Genomic DNA, 17,069 nt, shown 5'->3' with positions numbered 1-17,069 from the left:
GCAGGGGCGCGGGCAGGGAGGCCCGCGCGTTCGTCGTCAGCACAGGAGGTGCTGTCGACGAACCTCGGTCCCGGCCCACGGACCCGCAGGGCAGGAGGCCCGGAGGGCACGTCTGTGGGGTGCCCTTCTCTTTGGTTACTTCTCTGACTCCGCGCATCCTGCGCTCCGCCCTCCGGGCCGGCTTCGCCGTTCGCGCCGCTCCTGCGGCGCAGTGGGCACGCAAGAGAAAGTGACCCGCTCGCGGGAGCGAGCGGAAACAGGCAGGGATGCCGACTGCCTACGAAGCAACAACCACCCCAACATCGAACCGGCTTCGCCGCTCCAGCGGCACTGTGGGTACGCAAGAGAAAGTGACCTGCTCGCGGGAGCGAGCGGAAAAACAGGCAGGGATGTCGCTCACCTAGGAAGCAAACACAGCCGGTCATTCGCAACCCGGTGCTGCTTCACAGATGACCAGAATCCGGAGGATTGGTCGCTACAAGATGTGCCGCTCGCCGGATGGAGCGGAAAGCGAGCAGAGATGCCGTTCACCTGCGAAGCAAAATCCGTCGTCAGAAAGCCGAGCTCAGCTGCCGAACTCGTAATTCATCTGCGCCTGCGGCTCCTGCAGGAAATTCCCCTGCACGAAATTCGCGCCGCATGAGAACAGGATCGACATCGTCGCCGCATCCTCGACGAACTCCGCCACCGTCAGCTTGCCGGCATGGTGGGCCTGCTCGCAGATCTCGCGCACCTTGTCCTGGGTTTCCTTGCTGCGTACCAAGTCGACCATGAAGCTGCGGTCGATCTTGAGGTAGTGCGCCGGGACGTGCTTGAGCAGCTGGAACGAGTTGAGGCCGCGACCGAACTGCTCCAGCGCGAATCGGCAGTGCAGCTGCTCGAGGCCCTTCAGGAAACTGCGGGCCTGCTTGAGGTGGGTCACGACCAGGCTCTCGGGCATCTCGAAGATCAGGCTGTCGCCGGGCTGGCGCGCGTTCTTGAGCTGCTGGGCGATCCACGGCAGCAGGGTCTGGTCGTCGAGCGACTGCGCCGAGAGCTTGATGAAGAACGAAGTCGGCTGGCCCTGGCGTTCGCGTTCGGCGCCGAGGCGCAACGCGTTGGCGATGACCCAGCGGTCGATCGCCGGCAGCAGACCGTTCTGTTCGGCGATCGGCAGGAAGTGCTCGGGCGTGATGTCGCCCTTGGGGCCCTTCATGCGCAGCAGCACCTCGTAGAACGCCTTGCCGCTGCCGTGCAGGCTGACCACCGGCTGGTAATGGAACAGAAAGCCGTCGTTGGCGAGCGCGTCCTTGATCAGGCGCAGCCAGCGCTGGTGCTTCTCGACCTCGGCCTTGTCCTGCGCGCCCGGATCGAGCAGCGAGACGCGGTTGCCGCCTTCGCCCTGCGCCATGCGCAGCATCGCCTGGGCCTGGTTGAGGATCTGGTCGGCATGCGCGTTCTTCTCGGTGATCAGCGCGCCGCCGATGCTCATCGTCAGCGTGACCGACTGCTTGCCGACCTCGAAGATGCGGTCCTCGAACGCGTGGCGCAGCGTCTCGGCGAGCTGGCGGACCTGGTCGGCGGCGCGGCCGGTCAGCAGCACGCCGAAGTTCTGGTCGGACAGGCGGCCGGCGACGTCGGATTCGCCGAGGTGGCGGCGCAGCAGGCTGGCCATGTCGCCGAGCAGCAGGTCGGTCAGGCCGAGGCCGATCGTGTCGAGCGTCTTCTTGAAGTTGTCCGGCTCGAACAGCAGCAGCGCCTGATCGCTCTGGCCGCCGGCGGCGGCCGCGGCGGCGCGTTCGATCTCGGTCAGCGTGTGCTGGCGGTTGTACAGGTCGGTGACCAGGTCCTTGGAGCGCAGCTCGTCGATCTGCTGCGCGAGATTCGGGTCCAGCGCCTGCTGGCGGAACACGATCTGCTGGCAGGGCTCGCCTTCGTAGGTAGCCTCGGAGAACTCCATGACCGCGTCGAAGATCGAGCCGTCGCTGCGCTGCGCCTTGAGGTTCAGCCGCTGCGGCGGCTTCTCGCCCTTGGACAGGCGGCGCAGCAGGGCCTTGAAGTCGCCGGCGTCGTCGGCGGCGATCAGGTCGAGGATCGACATGCCCTCGATGTCCTCGAATTCCTCGAAGCCGAAGATGTCCAGGTAGGCCTTGTTGGCGCGTACGTGCATGCCCTCGTGGACGTAGGCGATCGGATCGCGCGAGGAGTCGAGCAGCGAGTCGCAGCGGCGCTCGGACTCGCGCAGCGCCGCCTCGAGCCGGCGCACGCTGCGCCGCATCTTCAGCGCCTCGAACTCGCGCGCGATGATCGTCTGCATGTGGTCGGGGCGGTCGCAGACCGCCAGCGCGCGCGCACCGTCGCGGAACGCGTCGGCGATCTGGTCGGCGCTCGGACTGAGCGCGTAGGCGACCAGGGCGATGTCGCGACCGGAGCGGCCCGCCGCGGCGGCGGTGGCCGGCAGCGAGATCGAGGTGGTGGCGAGATTGAACAGGATCAGGTCGGGCTGGTCGGCGATGGCCTCTTCGAGCTGGGCCTCGTTCTCCGCGCGGGACGGGCGTGCCGCGATGCCGCCGTTGCGCAGCTGGCTGACCAGTTGTTCGGCCGCGTCCGTGGACTCCTCGACCAGGATCAGGCGCAGCACGGTGTCTTGTCGATTCATCGGAGTTCTAGGGGACTCTCGGCGGAAATGCGGGCGCGCGTCCGGCGTCGGCCCGAGTGCTGCGAGAGGCACCGGCGCCACCGGACGTGTGCGGCGGCTCGGGAGAATCGCCGCTGAACTGTTTACCGGATTCGTGTGGCCTTTTCCATCCGGCGATCGTCACACGGGCCGCTTCGACGGCGCGCCGGGTATCTCGCGCACCAGCCGCGGCACGAGGTAGCCGGGCAGGCGGTCGCGCAGCGCATCGACCAGGGCCAGCGCGCGGCCGTCGTCGACCTCGAAATGGGCGGCGCCGGCGACACGATCGAGCTGGTGCAGGTAGTACGGCAGCACGCCGGCCGCGAACAGCGCCTCGGACAGCTCGGCGAGCACGTCGGCGTCGTCGTTGACCCCGTGCAGCAGCACCGCCTGGTTCAGCACGGTGGCGCCGGCGGCCTGCAGGGCGCGGCAGGCCGCGGCGACCGCGGCGTCGATCTCGCGCGGATGGTTGGCGTGGATCACGACGGCGCGCTGCTGCGGCAGGGCGCCGAACCAGTCCAGGAACTCGGCGTCGATGCGCTCGGGCAGCACGACCGGGAGGCGCGTATGCAGACGCAGGCGCTTGAGATGGCCGATCGCGCCGATCGCCGCGCCGAGCTCGGCGAGCTTGTGGGTGGCCAGCGACAGCGGGTCGCCGCCGGACAGGATCACCTCGCCGATCGACGCATCGCCGGCGAGGTGGGCGACCGCATCGCGCCAGCCGTTGGCCGCCGCGGTCTCCTCGGCATACGGAAAATGGCGCCGGAAGCAATAGCGGCAATGCACCGCGCACGAGCCGGTCGCCAGCAGCAGGGCGCGGCCCTGGTATTTGTGCAGCACGCCGTGCGCGGCACGGGCGGCGAGGTCGCCGACCGCGTCATGCGTGAAGCCGGGCACCTCGCCGAGCTCGGCGGCCAGCGGCAGCACCTGCAGCAGCAGCGGATCGCGCGCGTCGCCGCGGCGCATCCGCGCGACGAAGCCGCGCGGGACACGCAGCGGGAAGCCGGTATCGGCCGCCGGCAGCAGCTCGCCGGCGCGGTCGGCGAGGTCGAGCAGGCCGAGCAGTTCGAGCGGGTCGGTGACCGCCTCGCGCCAGAGCTGCTGCCAGCGGCGCGGCTGCGCGGGCGCGCGGTTAGCGGTTATCATGGGCGGCACGAATCACGGCTTTCCCTCAGGCGAAAGCGCAATTCTATCCGTCAGCCGCTTTCCCGAGCGGCTTTGTTTATTCAGAAGCGGCAGGAGCAGTCGATGGCCTCGTATGGCATGAACGATGTGAAGAACGGTATGAAGATCATTGTGGACGGCTATCCGTGCACGATCATCGATACCGAATACATCAAGCCGGGCAAGGGGCAGGCCTTCACGCGCGTCAAGTACCGCAATCTGAAGACCGGCCGCACGGTCGAGCTGACGATGAAGTCGACCGACTCGGTCGAGGCCGCCGACGTCGTCGACACCGACATGGAGTTTCTGTATTCGGACGGCGAGTTCTGGCATTTCATGCATCCGGACACCCACGAGCAGATCGCGGCCGACGCCAATGCGATGGCCGACGCGTCCAAGTGGCTGAAGGGCAACGAGGCGGTGATCGTCACGCTGTGGAACGGCGCACCGCTGACGGTCACCCCGCCGAACTTCGTCGAGCTGGAGATCGTCGAGACCGATCCGGGCGTGCGCGGCGACACCTCCGGCGGCGGCGGCAAGCCGGCCAAGCTCGAGACCGGCGCGGTCGTGCGCGTGCCGCTGTTCGTCAACCAGAACGAGATCATCAAGGTCGATACGCGCTCGGGCGAGTACGTCGGACGCGTCAAGTAGCTCCGGTCCGGTCCCGGCGGCGGCCCGCGCGGCTGCCGCCGCGACGCCGGTCGGTGCGCATCCGCGGCCGGTCGGACGTCGCTTCGCCGCGCTTTCCGTTGCCCGGATGGTGGTCCGTTCATGTCAGAACCGTGTGATGTCCTGATCGAGGCGCGCTGGGTCGTGCCGGTGGAGCCCGACGGCGTCGTGCTAGACGAGCACGCCGTGGCGGTCCGCGACGGCTGCATCGTCGATCTGGCGCCGATCGAGCGTGCGCGCGCGGCCTGGGAACCGGCCGAGCGCGTCGCGCTGCCCGATCACGCGCTGATCCCGGGCCTGGTCAATGCGCATACGCACAACCCGATGACGCTGATGCGCGGCCTGGCCGACGACCTGCCGCTGATGCGCTGGCTGCAGGAGCACATCTGGCCGGCCGAGGCCAGGGTGCTCGGGCCGGAGTTCGTGCGCGACGGCATCGAGCTGGCGATCGCCGAGATGCTGCGCGGCGGCACCACTTGCTGCAACGAGAACTACTTCTTCCCCGACGTCCAGGCCGCGACCTACGCGCGCTACGGCTTCCGGGCGCTGGTCGGTCTGCCGGTGATCGAGTTCCCGAGCGCCTGGGCGCGCACGCGCGACGAGTACTTCGACAAGGCGCTGGCCGTGCACGACGCGATCCGCTCGATGCCGCTGCTCGGCACGGCATTCGCACCGCACGCGCCGTACACGGTGTCCGATGCCAGCTTCGAGCGCATTCGGGTACTGGCCGACCAGCTCGACATCCCGGTGCATCTGCATCTGCACGAGACCGCGCAGGAGGTGGCCGAGGGCAAGCGCGAGCACGGCGTGCGGCCGTTCGCGCGCGTCAAGGCGCTCGGCCTCGTCAACGAGCGCCTGCTCGCGGTGCACATGACCCAGCTGACCGAGCAGGAGATCGCCGACTGCGCGGCGGCCGGCGTCAGCGTCGTGCACTGCGCCGAGTCCAATCTCAAGCTCGCCAGCGGCTTCTCGCCGGTCGAGGCGATGCGGCGTGCCGGCGTCAACGTGGTCATCGGCACCGACGGCTGCGCCAGCAACAACGATCTGGACATGTTCGGCGAGATGCGCAGCGCCGCGCTGCTGGCCAAGGCGGTCGCCGACGACGCGACCGCCTTCGGCGCGTCGGCCGTGCTGCGCGCGGCGACGCTCGGCGGCGCGAGCGCGCTCGGCTGGGGCGACCGGATCGGCTCGATCGAGCGCGGCAAGCAGGCCGACCTGGTCGCGGTGCGACTCGACGAGATCGAGATGCAGCCGGTCTACCACGTCGTCTCGCAGCTGATCTACGCGGCCGGGCGCCATCAGGTCAGCGACGTGTGGATCGCCGGGCGGCGCAAGCTGGCGCGGCGCGAGCTGGTCGATCTGGATACCGCCGAGATCATCGCCAAGGCGCGGCGCTGGCGCGAGCGCATCGCGGCGGCCTGAGGCGCGCTGCGCTGATCGTCCGGCGCGGCGTTCGGCCGGCGCCGCGGCCGGTTAGAATGCGCCGATGAACACGATCAACGTCGATCCCGCCGAGATCGCCAAGTTCGGCCGTCTGGCCGGCCGCTGGTGGGATCCGGACGGAGAATCCCGCCCGCTGCACGATCTGAACCCGGTGCGCCTGGCCTACATCGCCGAGCGCGTGGCGCTGCGCGGCGCGCGCGCGCTCGACGTCGGCTGCGGCGGCGGCATCCTCAGCGAGAGCCTGGCCCGCGCCGGCGCCGAGGTCACCGCGATCGACCTGTCGGCCGAGGTCATCGAGGTGGCGCGCCTGCATCTGCTCGAGAGCGCGCTGACCGTCGACTACCGGCTGCTCGGCGTCGAGGCGCTGGCGGACCAGTCGCCGGCGGCGTTCGACCTCGTCACCTGCATGGAGATGCTCGAACACGTGCCCGATCCGCGCAGCGTCGTCGACGCCTGCGCGCGTCTGCTGCGGCCGGGCGGGCGCCTGTTCGTCTCGACCTTGAACCGGACCCCGGCCGCCTTCGCGGCGGCGATCCTCGGTGCCGAACACGTGCTGCGCCTGCTGCCGCGCGGCACGCACCACTACGCGCAGTTCATCCGGCCGAGCGAGATCGCCGCGCATCTGCGCGCCGCCGGTCTCGAACTGGAGCACCTGGCCGGCATCGCCTACAACCCGTTCACGCGCGGCGCGCGCCTGACCGCGAGCGTTTCGGTCAACTACGTCGCCTGCGCGGTCAAGCCGGCATGACGTTGCCGCCGCAGGCCGTGCTGTTCGACCTCGACGGCACCCTGGTCGATTCGGCGCCGGACCTGATCGGCGCCCTGCAGGCCCTGTGCGGCGAGCTCGGCGAGCCGCCGCCGGACGCCGATGCGGTGCGTACCGTGGTCTCGGCCGGCGGCCGCGCCATGTTGCGTCGCGGCCTGCCGGATTTCGACGAGGTGGCGATCGAGCATCATCTGCCGCGCTTCCTGGGGCTGTACGCCGGCCGCATCGCGCAGGAGACCCGGCCCTATGCCGGCGTCGTCGAACTGCTCGACCGGCTCGAGCGGGGCGGCATCGCCTGGGGCATCGTCACCAACAAGCCCGGCTGGCTGGCCCGGCCGCTGGTCGAACAGCTCGGATGGGCGAGCCGCTGCGCGGCCCTGGTCAGCGGCGACTGCCTGCCGACCAAGAAGCCCGATCCCGAACCGGTGCTACACGCCTGCGCGCGGGCCGGCGTCGAGGCGGCGCGGACCTGGTTCGTCGGCGACGACCTGCGCGACATCCAGGCCGGTCGCGCGGCCGGCGCGCGCACGTTCGCCGCGGCCTGGGGCTATCTCGACGGCGGCGATCCGGCCGCCTGGCAGGCCGATGTCGTCGTCGCGACGCCGCCCGAGCTGACCCGTCTGATCGGACACTGTTGATGGCCGGCGAGGAGGGCCTCGGCAGCTTCGAGGCGAAGTGGTCCGGCGTCCATCCGGAACTCGCGCTGGCGCTGCGTTTCGTGCCGGGCCGGGCCCGCGACCATGCGCTGGGTCTGGCCGTGGTCGGACTCGAGATCGAGGATGCCGCGTTCCGCATCGCCGAGGATCACGTCGCCGAGGCCAAGCTGCACTGGTGGGCCGAGGAACTGGCGCGCCTGCTCGACGGCAAGCCGCGTCATCCGGCGACCCAGGCATTGAACTGCGCGGCCGGCCCCGCCGTGCCGCCGGGCGTCTGGGACGCGGTGATCGCCGGCGCGCTGGCGATCCGCGAGGCGCGGCCGGCCGGAACGCTGGCCGATCTGATCGAGGACCATCGCCGCTACTACGGTCCGTTCGCGCGCGCCGCCGCTGCCGCGTCGCCGGGCGTCTCGGTCGAGGCGGCGGCGGAGGCGGCCGTCCTGGGGCGCGCACTGCAGGATCTGGCCGATCTGCGCGGCGCGCTCGGTCGCGGCCGGTTGCCGTTGCCGCTCGATCTGCTGGCGCGCCACCAGATCGACCGCGGCGAGCTGACGGCGCGCTCGCCGGCACGCGACGAGGGATTGCGCGAGCTGTCGCGACAGATCGCCGCGCGGCTGCATGCGCTGCCGTGGCAGGCGCTTCCGCTGCTCGCCGGGATTCGCCAGATCGCCGATCTTGGTCGCGCCGAGCGCGCCGCAGGCGCGGCCGATCCGGCCGCAGCGCTCGTCGCGGCACGCGGACGGCTCGGGCCCTCGGCGGCCTGGCGCGCCTGGCGTCTCGCGCGGCGCGGCGCGATCTGAGGTACGCGATCCGAGGCCGTGGCGCGCCGGCACGGTGCGCCCATATGCATAGGGCCGATCCTCATGGCGCGGCGCGATGCGGTTTAGCGAAACGCTAACGCCGCTCGTGCTGCCATTGCATCCGGCTGGTTTGCGCTGCATCGCAGCAGCGTCCGCACAGCGCCGTCATCGAGCGGCCTGTGCCCGTTCTTCCGGGGGTGAACATGCCACGTATCGTCGTCATTGGAGGCGGGGCCGCCGGCTCCGCGCTGGTCGGCGAGCTGCTGCGGCCGGGCCGCCCGGCTGGAGCGGACATCGTCTGGCTGGTCGGCCAGCGCGCGCCGGGACGCGGCATCGCCTACTCGACCAGCGCCGACCACCATCTGCTGAACGTACGCGCCGCCGGCATGGGATTGTTCGTCGACGACGTCGGCGCGTTTCTCAAGTACACCGCCGCGCGCGGCCTGCCGGTCAAGGGCGCGGACTTCGTGCCGCGCTCGTGGTTCGGCGATTTCGTCGAGTCCTCGCTGGCGCGGCTGGTCGCCGAGTCGGGCCGGCCGGGCCGGCTCAGCGTGCAGTCGCGCGAAGCCGTCGCGGTGCGCGGTGACGCGGCGCTCGGCTACACCGTGACCGCCGCCGACGGCGAGAGCTGGCGCGCCGATGCGGTCGTGCTGGCGGTCGGCGCGCTGCCGCCCGCACCGCTCGCCGCGGTCACGCCCGAGGCGCTGCACGGCGGCGCCTACGTCACCGATCCGTGGCAGTGGCCGACGCTGGCGCAGGCGCCCGAGCGGGTCGTCGTCGTCGGCACCGGCCTGACCGCGGTGGACGTGCTGCTGAGCGCCTCGACGCTGTGGCCGCACGCTCAGCTGACCGCGATCTCGCGCCACGGCCAGCTGCCGCGTACCCATGCCAGCCACCCCGGCGAGCCGTATCCGCATCAGCAGGAACTGATCGACGCATTCGAGGCCGAGCCGCGGATCGGCGCCTGGCTGCGTACGGCGCGCGCGACGCTCGCCGACGAGGACGTCGACTGGCGCGCCGTCGTCGATGGCCTGCGCGGCGCGACGCCGGGGCTGTGGCGGCGCCTGGGCGACGCCGAGCGTGCCCGCTTCGTCCGGCATCTGCGCTGGCTGTGGGAGCCGATGCGCCATCGCATGCCGCCGCAGACGGCGACCGCGATCGCGCGGCTGCGCACGCAAGGGCGCCTGAGGATCGTCGCCGGTCGCGTGCTCGCGGTGTCCGGGGAAGGCCCTCTCGACGTGCGGATACGCCCGCGCGGCGGCGAGATCCAGCGCTCGCTGGCGGCCGATCTGGTGATCCAGGCGACCGGCCTGACGACGCTGGCGGACGGCACCTCGCACCCGCTGATCGGCCAGATGATCGCCGAGGATCTGGTCCGGCCCGATCGTCTCGGACTGGGTCTGTGCGCGGACGCGCAGGGGCGGCTGCGCGGTGCCGAAGGCACCGTCGCGCCGACCTTGCGCGTGATCGGCAGCTTGCTGCGCGGCGCACTCTGGGAATGCAGCGGACTGCCGGAGATCCGGGCGATGGCGCGCGTGATCGCCGAGGACCTCGTGCGCGAACTGGCGGTACCGGGCGCGCGGCGCATCGCCGTGGCTGCGACCGGCACGCCGGCCGGCAGCGGCGACGCCTGCCTGCACTGACCGCACCGGCGTCCGCGGCGGACCGATCCGGCGCGCGGCATCGGGCGCAATCGATCGCATCCGGGTCATTGACGCCACGGTGCGGCCCCCTTACCATCTCGCGGCTTCGCGGCGCCTGTCCGTTGGCCGAAGGGCCGGAACCGGCGGGGTATAGCGCAGTCTGGTAGCGCGCCTGCTTTGGGAGCAGGATGTCGGGGGTTCGAATCCCTCTACCCCGACCATCCCGGGAAGGCCGTACGCTGCGCCCGTAGCTCAACCGGATAGAGCATCGGCCTTCTAAGCCGACGGTTGCAGGTTCGATTCCTGTCGGGCGCGCCAGCGCATCGCCGGATCGGCGACGCGCGAACGTCCGGCCCGGACGGGCAGGGAGGGGCGAAGGAGCGGGACCGTCAGGACGGCGTGGTGCGGTGCAATGGTGGGCGTAGCTCAGCTGGTTAGAGTACCGGATTGTGATTCCGGTTGTCGGGGGTTCGAATCCCCTCGCTCACCCCATATTTCTGGAGGAAACCGCGCGATGCGGGTTTTTCCCGGCGACACAATTTGCTAGACTTTCCGATCTGTTTGGGTCGTTAGCTCAGTTGGTAGAGCAGTTGACTCTTAATCAATAGGTCGTAGGTTCGAATCCTACACGACCCACCAAACAGCCCCGGGTTGACCCAGGCAACATGCGAATGTGGCGGAACTGGTAGACGCGCTGGATTTAGGTTCCAGTGGGGCAACCCGTGAGAGTTCGAGTCTCTCCTTTCGCACCAGCTGGTGTCGGGCAGGCTCCCACCGCTCACGCGACGCCTCTTCGCGTATTCCTTTCGTAACGCTCCTTTCGCTGGCCGGATCGAGGCCGGGTTTCGCATTCCGCATGCGCGGCCGTCGTGGCCGTGCCGCAGCTGTCAGAACGAGCGTTCGCGTAAGGAGCATACATGCAAGTTTCGGTTGAGAACGTAGGCAAGCTGGGCCGCAAGCTCGTCGTGAGACTGCCGGCCGATCGCCTGGAAGACACCGTCCGCAACCGGATCCAGGAGATGACGCGCTCGGCGCGCATCAAGGGTTTCCGCCCCGGCAAGGTGCCGCAGAAGGTCATCGAGCAGCGTTTCGGCGCGCAACTGCGCAGCGAGGTGCTGTCCGATCTGATCGGCTCGAGCTTCCAGGAAGCCGTGACCCAGGAGAACCTGCGTCCGGCCGTGCAGCCGTCGATCTCGACCACCGGCCATCCGGCCGACGGCCAGATCGAGTACACCGCCGAATTCGAGGTGGTGCCGGAGATCGGCCCGATCGACGTGGCCGCGCTGGAGATCACGCGCACCACGGCGGGCGTGTCCGACGAGGACATCGACCAGATGATCGAGACGCTGCGCCAGCAGCGCCGCAGCTGGACGCCGGTCGAGCGCGCCGCCGAGAGCGGCGACATGGCGCTGTTCGAGTTCTCGGCCGAGGGCGAGGGCCTGCGTCATCCGGCCAGCGGCAGCGACCGCATGGGCACGATCATCGGCTCCAACGCGCTGCCGGCGGCGCTCGAGTCGGCGTTGATCGGCCAGTCGGCCGAGGCGGAGTTCGACGTCGATGTCGACTTCCCGGCCGATTTCCGCGAGGCCGCGCTGGCCGGCAAGTCGGCCAAGGTCCACGTCCGCGTCGTGCGCGTACAGGCGCCGCAGGTACCCGAGGTCGACGACGCGTTCATCGCCGCGTTCGGCGTGCGCGAAGGCGGCCTGGCGCGGTTCCGCGACGACGTCCGCGCCAATCTGCAGCGCGAGCTCGACGGCGTGCTGATGAACCGGCTCAAGGCCGCGACGATCGACAAGCTGCTCGCCGCCCACGCCGACCTGGAGCTGCCGCAATCGCTGATCGACGGCGAGGCGCGCCTGCTCGCCAACCAGGCCCGCGTGCCGGCCGACCAGTCGGCCGAGGCGTTCGCGCCGGCGGCCCGGCGCCGCGTCGCGGCCGGTCTGCTGCTGGCCGAGATCGCGCGCCAGAACCAGATCAGCGTCGAACCGCGCCGCGTCCGCGAGGCGCTGGCGACGATCGCCTCGACCTACGAGGAGCCGCAGCAGGTCATTGAACTATACAGCCGCGACCCCCAGTTGATGGGCGGTCTGCAAAGCCGCGTGCTCGAGGATCAGGTCGTGGAGTGGATCGCCGACCGCGCCAAGGTCACCGAGCAGCCGCTGAGCTTCAACGAAGTCATGCGTCCGGGCGTCTGAACCCGGGCGTCACTGGAGGTCGCACATGTCGCAGCATTCACCCGCCCAGGGCCTCAACCTGGTCCCGATGGTGGTCGAGCAGACCTCGCGTGGCGAGCGCGCGTACGATATCTACTCGCGCCTGCTCAAGGAGCGGCTGATCTTCCTGGTCGGCCCGGTCGACGACTACGTCGCCAATGTCGTCGTCGCACAGTTGCTGTTCCTGGAGTCGGAGAACCCGGACAAGGACATCAACCTGTACATCAACAGCCCCGGCGGTTCGGTGACGGCCGGGCTGGCGATCTACGACACGATGCGCTTCCTCAAGCCCGACGTCTCCACGATGGTGATCGGCCAGGCCGCGAGCATGGGCGCTTTCCTGCTCGCCGCCGGCACCAAGGGCAAGCGCTACGCGCTGCCGAACTCGCGCGTGATGATCCATCAGCCGCATGGCGGCGCGCAGGGCCAGGCCACCGACATCGAGATCCAGGCGCGCGAGATCCTGTACCTGCGCAAGCGCCTGAACGAGGAGCTGGCGGCCAATACCGGCCAGCCGCTGGAGCGGATCGAGCGCGACGTCGAGCGCGATCTGTTCTTCAATGCCGAAGACGCCAAGGGCTACGGCCTGATCGACGCGGTGCTGCAGAAGCGGCCGGTCGAAGCGACGCCGGGCTGAGCGCCGCGGCGACTCCTAAGCGGTCCACGCACGCCCGTTCAGCTGCGCTGAGCGGCGCGTGCGCGCTGTGTTATTCTCGGGGCGCAACACCCCACCTTGCAGAGGCGGAACATGACGGACGACCGGCAAAGCCGATCGGGTGACAGCGGCAAGATTCTCTACTGTTCGTTCTGCGGCAAGAGTCAGCACGAAGTCCGCAAGCTGATCGCGGGCCCGTCGGTGTTCATCTGCGATGAATGCGTCGAGCTGTGCAACGACATCATCCGCGAAGAGCTCGAAGAGAAGGCCGCCAGCACGCGCAGCCATCTGCCCAAGCCGAAGGAAATCCTCGACGTGCTCGACCAGTACGTCATCGGGCAGTCGCGCGCGAAGAAGGTGCTCGCGGTCGCGGTCTACAACCATTACAAGCGCATGGAATCGCGCAGCCGCAACGACGAGGTCGAGCTGACCAAGTCCAACATCCTGCTGGTCGGGCCGACCGGCTCGGGCAAGACGCTGCTGGCCGAGACGCTGGCGCGCCTGCTGAACGTGCCGTTCACGATCGCCGATGCAACGACGCTGACCGAAGCCGGCTACGTCGGCGAGGACGTCGAGAACATCATCCAGAAGCTGCTGCAGAAGTGCGACTACGACGTCGAGAAGGCGCAGGCCGGCATCGTCTACATCGATGAGATCGACAAGATCTCGCGCAAGAGCGAGAACCCGTCGATCACCCGCGACGTCTCCGGCGAGGGCGTGCAGCAGGCGCTGCTGAAGCTGATCGAGGGCACGATCGCCTCGGTGCCGCCGCAGGGCGGCCGCAAGCATCCGCAGCAGGAGTTCCTGCAGGTCGACACCAAGAACGTGCTGTTCATCTGCGGCGGCGCGTTCGCCGGGCTCGACCGCATCATCCAGCAACGGTCGGAGACGACCAGCATCGGCTTCAATGCCGAGGTGCGCAGCAAGAACCGCCAGCTCGACACCGGCCGCCTGCTCAGCGAGGTGCAGCCGGAGGATCTGATCCGTTTCGGCCTGATTCCGGAATTCGTCGGCCGTCTGCCGATCGTCGCGACGCTCGAGGAGCTCGACGAGCGCGCGCTGGTGCAGATCCTGACCGAACCGAAGAACGCGATCACCAAGCAGTTCAAGCGGATGTTCGAGATGGAGGGCGCCGAGCTGGAGTTCCGTCCGGACGCGCTGACCGCGGTCGCCCGCAAGGCGCTCAAGCGCAAGACCGGCGCGCGCGGCCTGCGCACGATCATCGAGCAGGTGCTGCTCGACACGATGTTCGATCTGCCCTCGCTCGAGCACGTCAGCAAGGTCGTCGTCGACGAGGCCGTCATCAACGGCCAGGCCGAGCCTTACCTGATCTATCGCGGCAACATGCAGACGCGCGCAGCGGCTGAATGATCCGCCGGCGCGGCGCCGTTGCAATACGCGCCGACGCCCTCACTTGACCCAACGGCAGCGTGAGTTCACGCTGCCGTTGCCGTTTCCGCGGCAACGAAATTCATCGCTCAGGATCGAAGATGGACAAGTCCGGCAGTTCCTCCACCGCCCCCGTACTCGAGCTGCCGGCTCTGCCGCTGCGCGATGTCGTGGTATTCCCGCACATGGTCATTCCGCTGTTCGTCGGGCGCGAGAAGTCGGTGCGCGCGCTCGATGCGGCGATGGAGAGCGGCAAGCAGATCCTGCTGGTGGCACAGCGCAGTCCCGATACCGACGATCCGCAGCCCGACGATCTGCATGCGATCGGCACGATCGCGACGGTGCTGCAACTGCTCAAGCTGCCCGACGGCACGATCAAGGTGCTGGTCGAGGGCACCGACCGCGCGCAGATCGAAGGCTACAGCGAGAACGACGGCCTGACCTTCAGCCGCGTGCGCGTGATCGAGCCGGTCTACGGCCGCAGCGAACGCGAGGCCGAGGTGATCTCGCGCTCGCTGGTCGCGCAGTTCGAGCAGCTGGTCAAGCTCTCGCGCAAGATTCCGCCGGAGCTGCTGGCGACGCTGTCGGGCATCGACAATCCGTCGCGGCTGGCCGACACGATCGCCGCGCACCTGTCGGTGCGCCTGGAAGACAAGCAGCGCGTGCTCGAGATGGCCGACGTGGTCGAGCGTCTGGAGACGCTGGTCACGCTGGTCGACGGCGAGATCGATCTGCAGCAGATCGAGAAGCGCATCCGCGGCCGCGTCAAATCGCAGATGGAGAAGAGCCAGCGCGAGTACTACCTCAACGAGCAGATGAAGGCGATCCAGAAGGAGCTCGGCGACATGGACGAGGCGCCCAACGAGCTCGACGAGCTCGGCAAGCGCATCAGCCAGGCCGGCATGCCCAAGGCGATCGAGGCCAAGGCGCGCGCGGAGTTCAACAAGCTCAAGCAGATGTCGCCGATGTCGGCCGAAGCCACGGTCGTGCGCAACTACATCGACTGGATGGTCAACTCGCCGTGGAAGAAGCGCAGCAAGGTCCGCAAGGACCTGCACCTCGCGCAGGAAGTGCTCGACGCCGACCATTTCGGCCTGGAGAAGGTCAAGGAGCGCATCCTCGAGTACCTGGCCGTGCAGCAGCGCGTCAACAAGATGAAGGGACCGATCCTGTGCCTGGTCGGGCCGCCCGGCGTCGGCAAGACCTCGCTCGGCCAGTCGATCGCCAAGGCGACCAATCGCAAGTTCGTGCGCATGTCGCTCGGCGGCGTCCGCGACGAGGCCGAGATCCGCGGTCACCGGCGCACCTACATCGGCTCGATGCCGGGGCGCATCATCCAGAACCTATCGAAGGTCGGCACGCGCAATCCGCTGTTCGTGCTCGACGAGATCGACAAGATGTCGATGGACTTCCGCGGCGATCCGTCGGCGGCCCTGCTCGAGGTGCTCGATCCGGAGCAGAACCACGCATTCAACGACCACTACCTGGAGGTCGATTTCGACCTGTCCGAGGTGATGTGGATCGCGACCGCGAACTCGCTGAACATTCCCGGCCCGCTGCTCGACCGCATGGAGGTCATCCGCATCCCCGGCTATACCGAGGAGGAGAAGATCAACATCGCGCGCCGCTATCTGGTGCCCAAGCAGCTCAAGGCGAACGGCCTGCACGAGGACGAGCTGCAGATCGCCGAGTCGGCGATCCGCGACATCATCCGCTACTACACGCGCGAATCGGGCGTGCGCAACCTCGACCGCGAGATTTCCAAGATCGCGCGCAAGGTCGTCAAGGAGCTCAGTCTGGCCGCCAAGCCCAAGTCCGGCGGCAAGGCCAAGGCCAAGACCAGGACGGCCAAGGACGCCGGCGACAAGGCCAAGCGTCCGGCCGGCCGGATCAGCGTGAGTTCGCGCAACCTCGATGCGTATCTGGGCGTGCGCAAGTTCAGCTACGGCCGCGCCGAACAGCAGAACGAGATCGGCCTGGTGACCGGCCTGGCCTGGACCGAGGTCGGTGGCGACCTGCTCAGCATCGAGGCGACGATCGTCTCGGGCAAGGGCAAGCTGATCCACACCGGCCAGCTCGGCGACGTCATGCAGGAGTCGATCCAGGCGGCGCTCTCGGTCGTGCGTGCGCGCGCCGATCGCCTCGGCATCGATCCGGAATTCCACCAGAAGCTCGACATCCACATCCACGTGCCGGAAGGCGCGACGCCGAAGGACGGACCGAGCGCCGGCATCGCGATGTGCACGGCGCTGGTGTCGGCGCTGACGCGCGTGCCGGTGCGATCGGACGTCGCGATGACCGGCGAGATCACGCTGCGCGGCCGCGTGCTGCCGATCGGCGGACTCAAGGAAAAGCTGCTGGCGGCGCATCGCGGCGGCATCTCGACGGTGATCATCCCCGACGAGAACCGCAAGGACCTCGTCGACATTCCGAAGAATGTCACCGACTCGGTCCAGATCCGGCCGGTCAAGTGGATCGACGAAGTGCTCGACATCGCGCTGGAGCGGCCGCTGGCGCCGACCGCGCGCGGCGAGGACGCCGACAAGCAGAAGGAAGGTGCGCACGGCGGCACCGCCGGCGAGACGCCGGCCCGTCCGCACTGAGCCGGGCGCTTCGACGCGAGGATCTGCGCCGGCCACATGGCCGGCGCAGTCGTTTCCGGGCTCGGCCATGGGTCGCGACCGGCGCCGCCGCGCTCGCAGGTGCGGATGCGAGGACACGGCGCCCCGGCGCGGACGATGCGCCGCGCATGCGGCTGCGCGAGCGCGTCTCGCTCGCGAAAAGCGCCGCACGCAGCGCCTCCGTGCGCATCGTTGTCAAGTCTCGGAGACCGTTCTTTACGGTCGAAAAAGTCCGCAGAGCCTTTTATTGCCTGGCCTCAGGGCCGCTGGTATAAAGGGGCCGCCGCGATCGGGGCCGTCTTCGAGGCGGCCGGTTTCGCGGGTCAGCGTTCCATGCGTGCTGAAGATGCCCGCCTCCGGCGATGCGCGTGATTCGCTTCCCAATCCTATGCGT

General features: G+C 69.1%; 12 protein-coding genes and 5 tRNA genes. 15 read left to right on the top strand and 2 right to left on the bottom strand.

From position 1 onward, the window contains the following. Positions 1–565 precede the first annotated feature (565 nt). Both VMR06_RS09090 and epmB read right to left on the bottom strand, forming a co-directional pair. Positions 566–2,638, bottom strand: coding sequence for a bifunctional diguanylate cyclase/phosphodiesterase (locus tag VMR06_RS09090; RefSeq protein WP_325375398.1), 2,073 nt, complete (start codon positions 2,636–2,638; stop codon positions 566–568). A gap of 159 nt (positions 2,639–2,797) precedes the next feature. Beyond that, positions 2,798–3,802: an EF-P beta-lysylation protein EpmB gene (gene epmB / locus VMR06_RS09085; protein WP_325375395.1), complete on the bottom strand. Its 1,005-nt coding sequence runs from the start codon at positions 3,800–3,802 to the stop codon at positions 2,798–2,800. 102 nt (positions 3,803–3,904) lie between these two features. Between epmB and efp the strand changes: the two genes are divergently transcribed. From efp to lon, 15 genes are all read left to right on the top strand, one after another. Next, positions 3,905–4,471 carry an elongation factor P gene (efp, locus tag VMR06_RS09080; protein ID WP_325375392.1) on the top strand — a complete coding sequence of 189 codons (567 nt, stop codon included), beginning with the start codon at positions 3,905–3,907 and terminating at the stop codon, positions 4,469–4,471. A gap of 120 nt (positions 4,472–4,591) precedes the next feature. Next, positions 4,592–5,911 (top strand): TRZ/ATZ family hydrolase, encoded by a 1,320-nt coding sequence (locus VMR06_RS09075; RefSeq protein ID WP_325375390.1) that lies wholly within the window; start codon positions 4,592–4,594, stop codon positions 5,909–5,911. 64 nt (positions 5,912–5,975) lie between these two features. Continuing rightward, positions 5,976–6,680: a bifunctional 2-polyprenyl-6-hydroxyphenol methylase/3-demethylubiquinol 3-O-methyltransferase UbiG gene (gene ubiG / locus VMR06_RS09070; RefSeq protein ID WP_325375388.1), complete on the top strand. Its 705-nt coding sequence runs from the start codon at positions 5,976–5,978 to the stop codon at positions 6,678–6,680. After that, positions 6,677–7,336: a phosphoglycolate phosphatase gene (gene gph, locus VMR06_RS09065; protein ID WP_325375386.1), complete on the top strand. Its 660-nt coding sequence runs from the start codon at positions 6,677–6,679 to the stop codon at positions 7,334–7,336. The genes ubiG and gph overlap by 4 nt, the downstream gene beginning before the upstream one ends. After that, positions 7,336–8,154 (top strand): squalene/phytoene synthase family protein, encoded by an 819-nt coding sequence (locus VMR06_RS09060; RefSeq protein WP_325375384.1) that lies wholly within the window; start codon positions 7,336–7,338, stop codon positions 8,152–8,154. Before gph ends, VMR06_RS09060 begins: the two co-directional genes overlap by 1 nt. A 203-nt stretch (positions 8,155–8,357) precedes the next feature. Continuing rightward, positions 8,358–9,797, top strand: coding sequence for an FAD/NAD(P)-binding protein (locus tag VMR06_RS09055; RefSeq protein WP_325375382.1), 1,440 nt, complete (start codon positions 8,358–8,360; stop codon positions 9,795–9,797). Between the two features lie 144 nt (positions 9,798–9,941). Further along, positions 9,942–10,018, top strand: a tRNA-Pro gene (locus tag VMR06_RS09050). Positions 10,019–10,038: 20 nt separating this feature from the next. After that, a tRNA-Arg gene (locus VMR06_RS09045) sits at positions 10,039–10,115 on the top strand. Between the two features lie 97 nt (positions 10,116–10,212). After that, a tRNA-His gene (locus VMR06_RS09040) sits at positions 10,213–10,289 on the top strand. A gap of 71 nt (positions 10,290–10,360) precedes the next feature. After that, a tRNA-Lys gene (locus VMR06_RS09035) sits at positions 10,361–10,436 on the top strand. 28 nt (positions 10,437–10,464) lie between these two features. After that, positions 10,465–10,549, top strand: a tRNA-Leu gene (locus VMR06_RS09030). 165 nt (positions 10,550–10,714) lie between these two features. Next, positions 10,715–11,992: a trigger factor gene (gene tig / locus VMR06_RS09025; protein ID WP_325375380.1), complete on the top strand. Its 1,278-nt coding sequence runs from the start codon at positions 10,715–10,717 to the stop codon at positions 11,990–11,992. A gap of 25 nt (positions 11,993–12,017) precedes the next feature. After that, a complete protein-coding gene (gene clpP, locus VMR06_RS09020; RefSeq protein WP_325375378.1) occupies positions 12,018–12,647 on the top strand; it encodes an ATP-dependent Clp endopeptidase proteolytic subunit ClpP in 630 nt (209 codons plus the stop codon). A gap of 111 nt (positions 12,648–12,758) precedes the next feature. Then, the gene (clpX, locus tag VMR06_RS09015; RefSeq protein ID WP_325375376.1) at positions 12,759–14,036 is read left to right on the top strand and encodes an ATP-dependent Clp protease ATP-binding subunit ClpX; all 1,278 of its coding nucleotides are present in this window, start codon (positions 12,759–12,761) and stop codon (positions 14,034–14,036) included. A gap of 119 nt (positions 14,037–14,155) precedes the next feature. Then, positions 14,156–16,657 carry an endopeptidase La gene (gene lon, locus VMR06_RS09010; RefSeq protein ID WP_325375374.1) on the top strand — a complete coding sequence of 834 codons (2,502 nt, stop codon included), beginning with the start codon at positions 14,156–14,158 and terminating at the stop codon, positions 16,655–16,657. Positions 16,658–17,069: the final 412 nt, after the last annotated feature.

It is taken from the genome of Dokdonella sp. (genome assembly GCF_035511235.1).
Lineage (GTDB): Bacteria > Pseudomonadota > Gammaproteobacteria > Xanthomonadales > Rhodanobacteraceae > Dokdonella.
The sequence above is the reverse complement of the archived record's forward strand: the minus strand, read 5'-3'. Positions and strand labels throughout refer to the sequence as shown.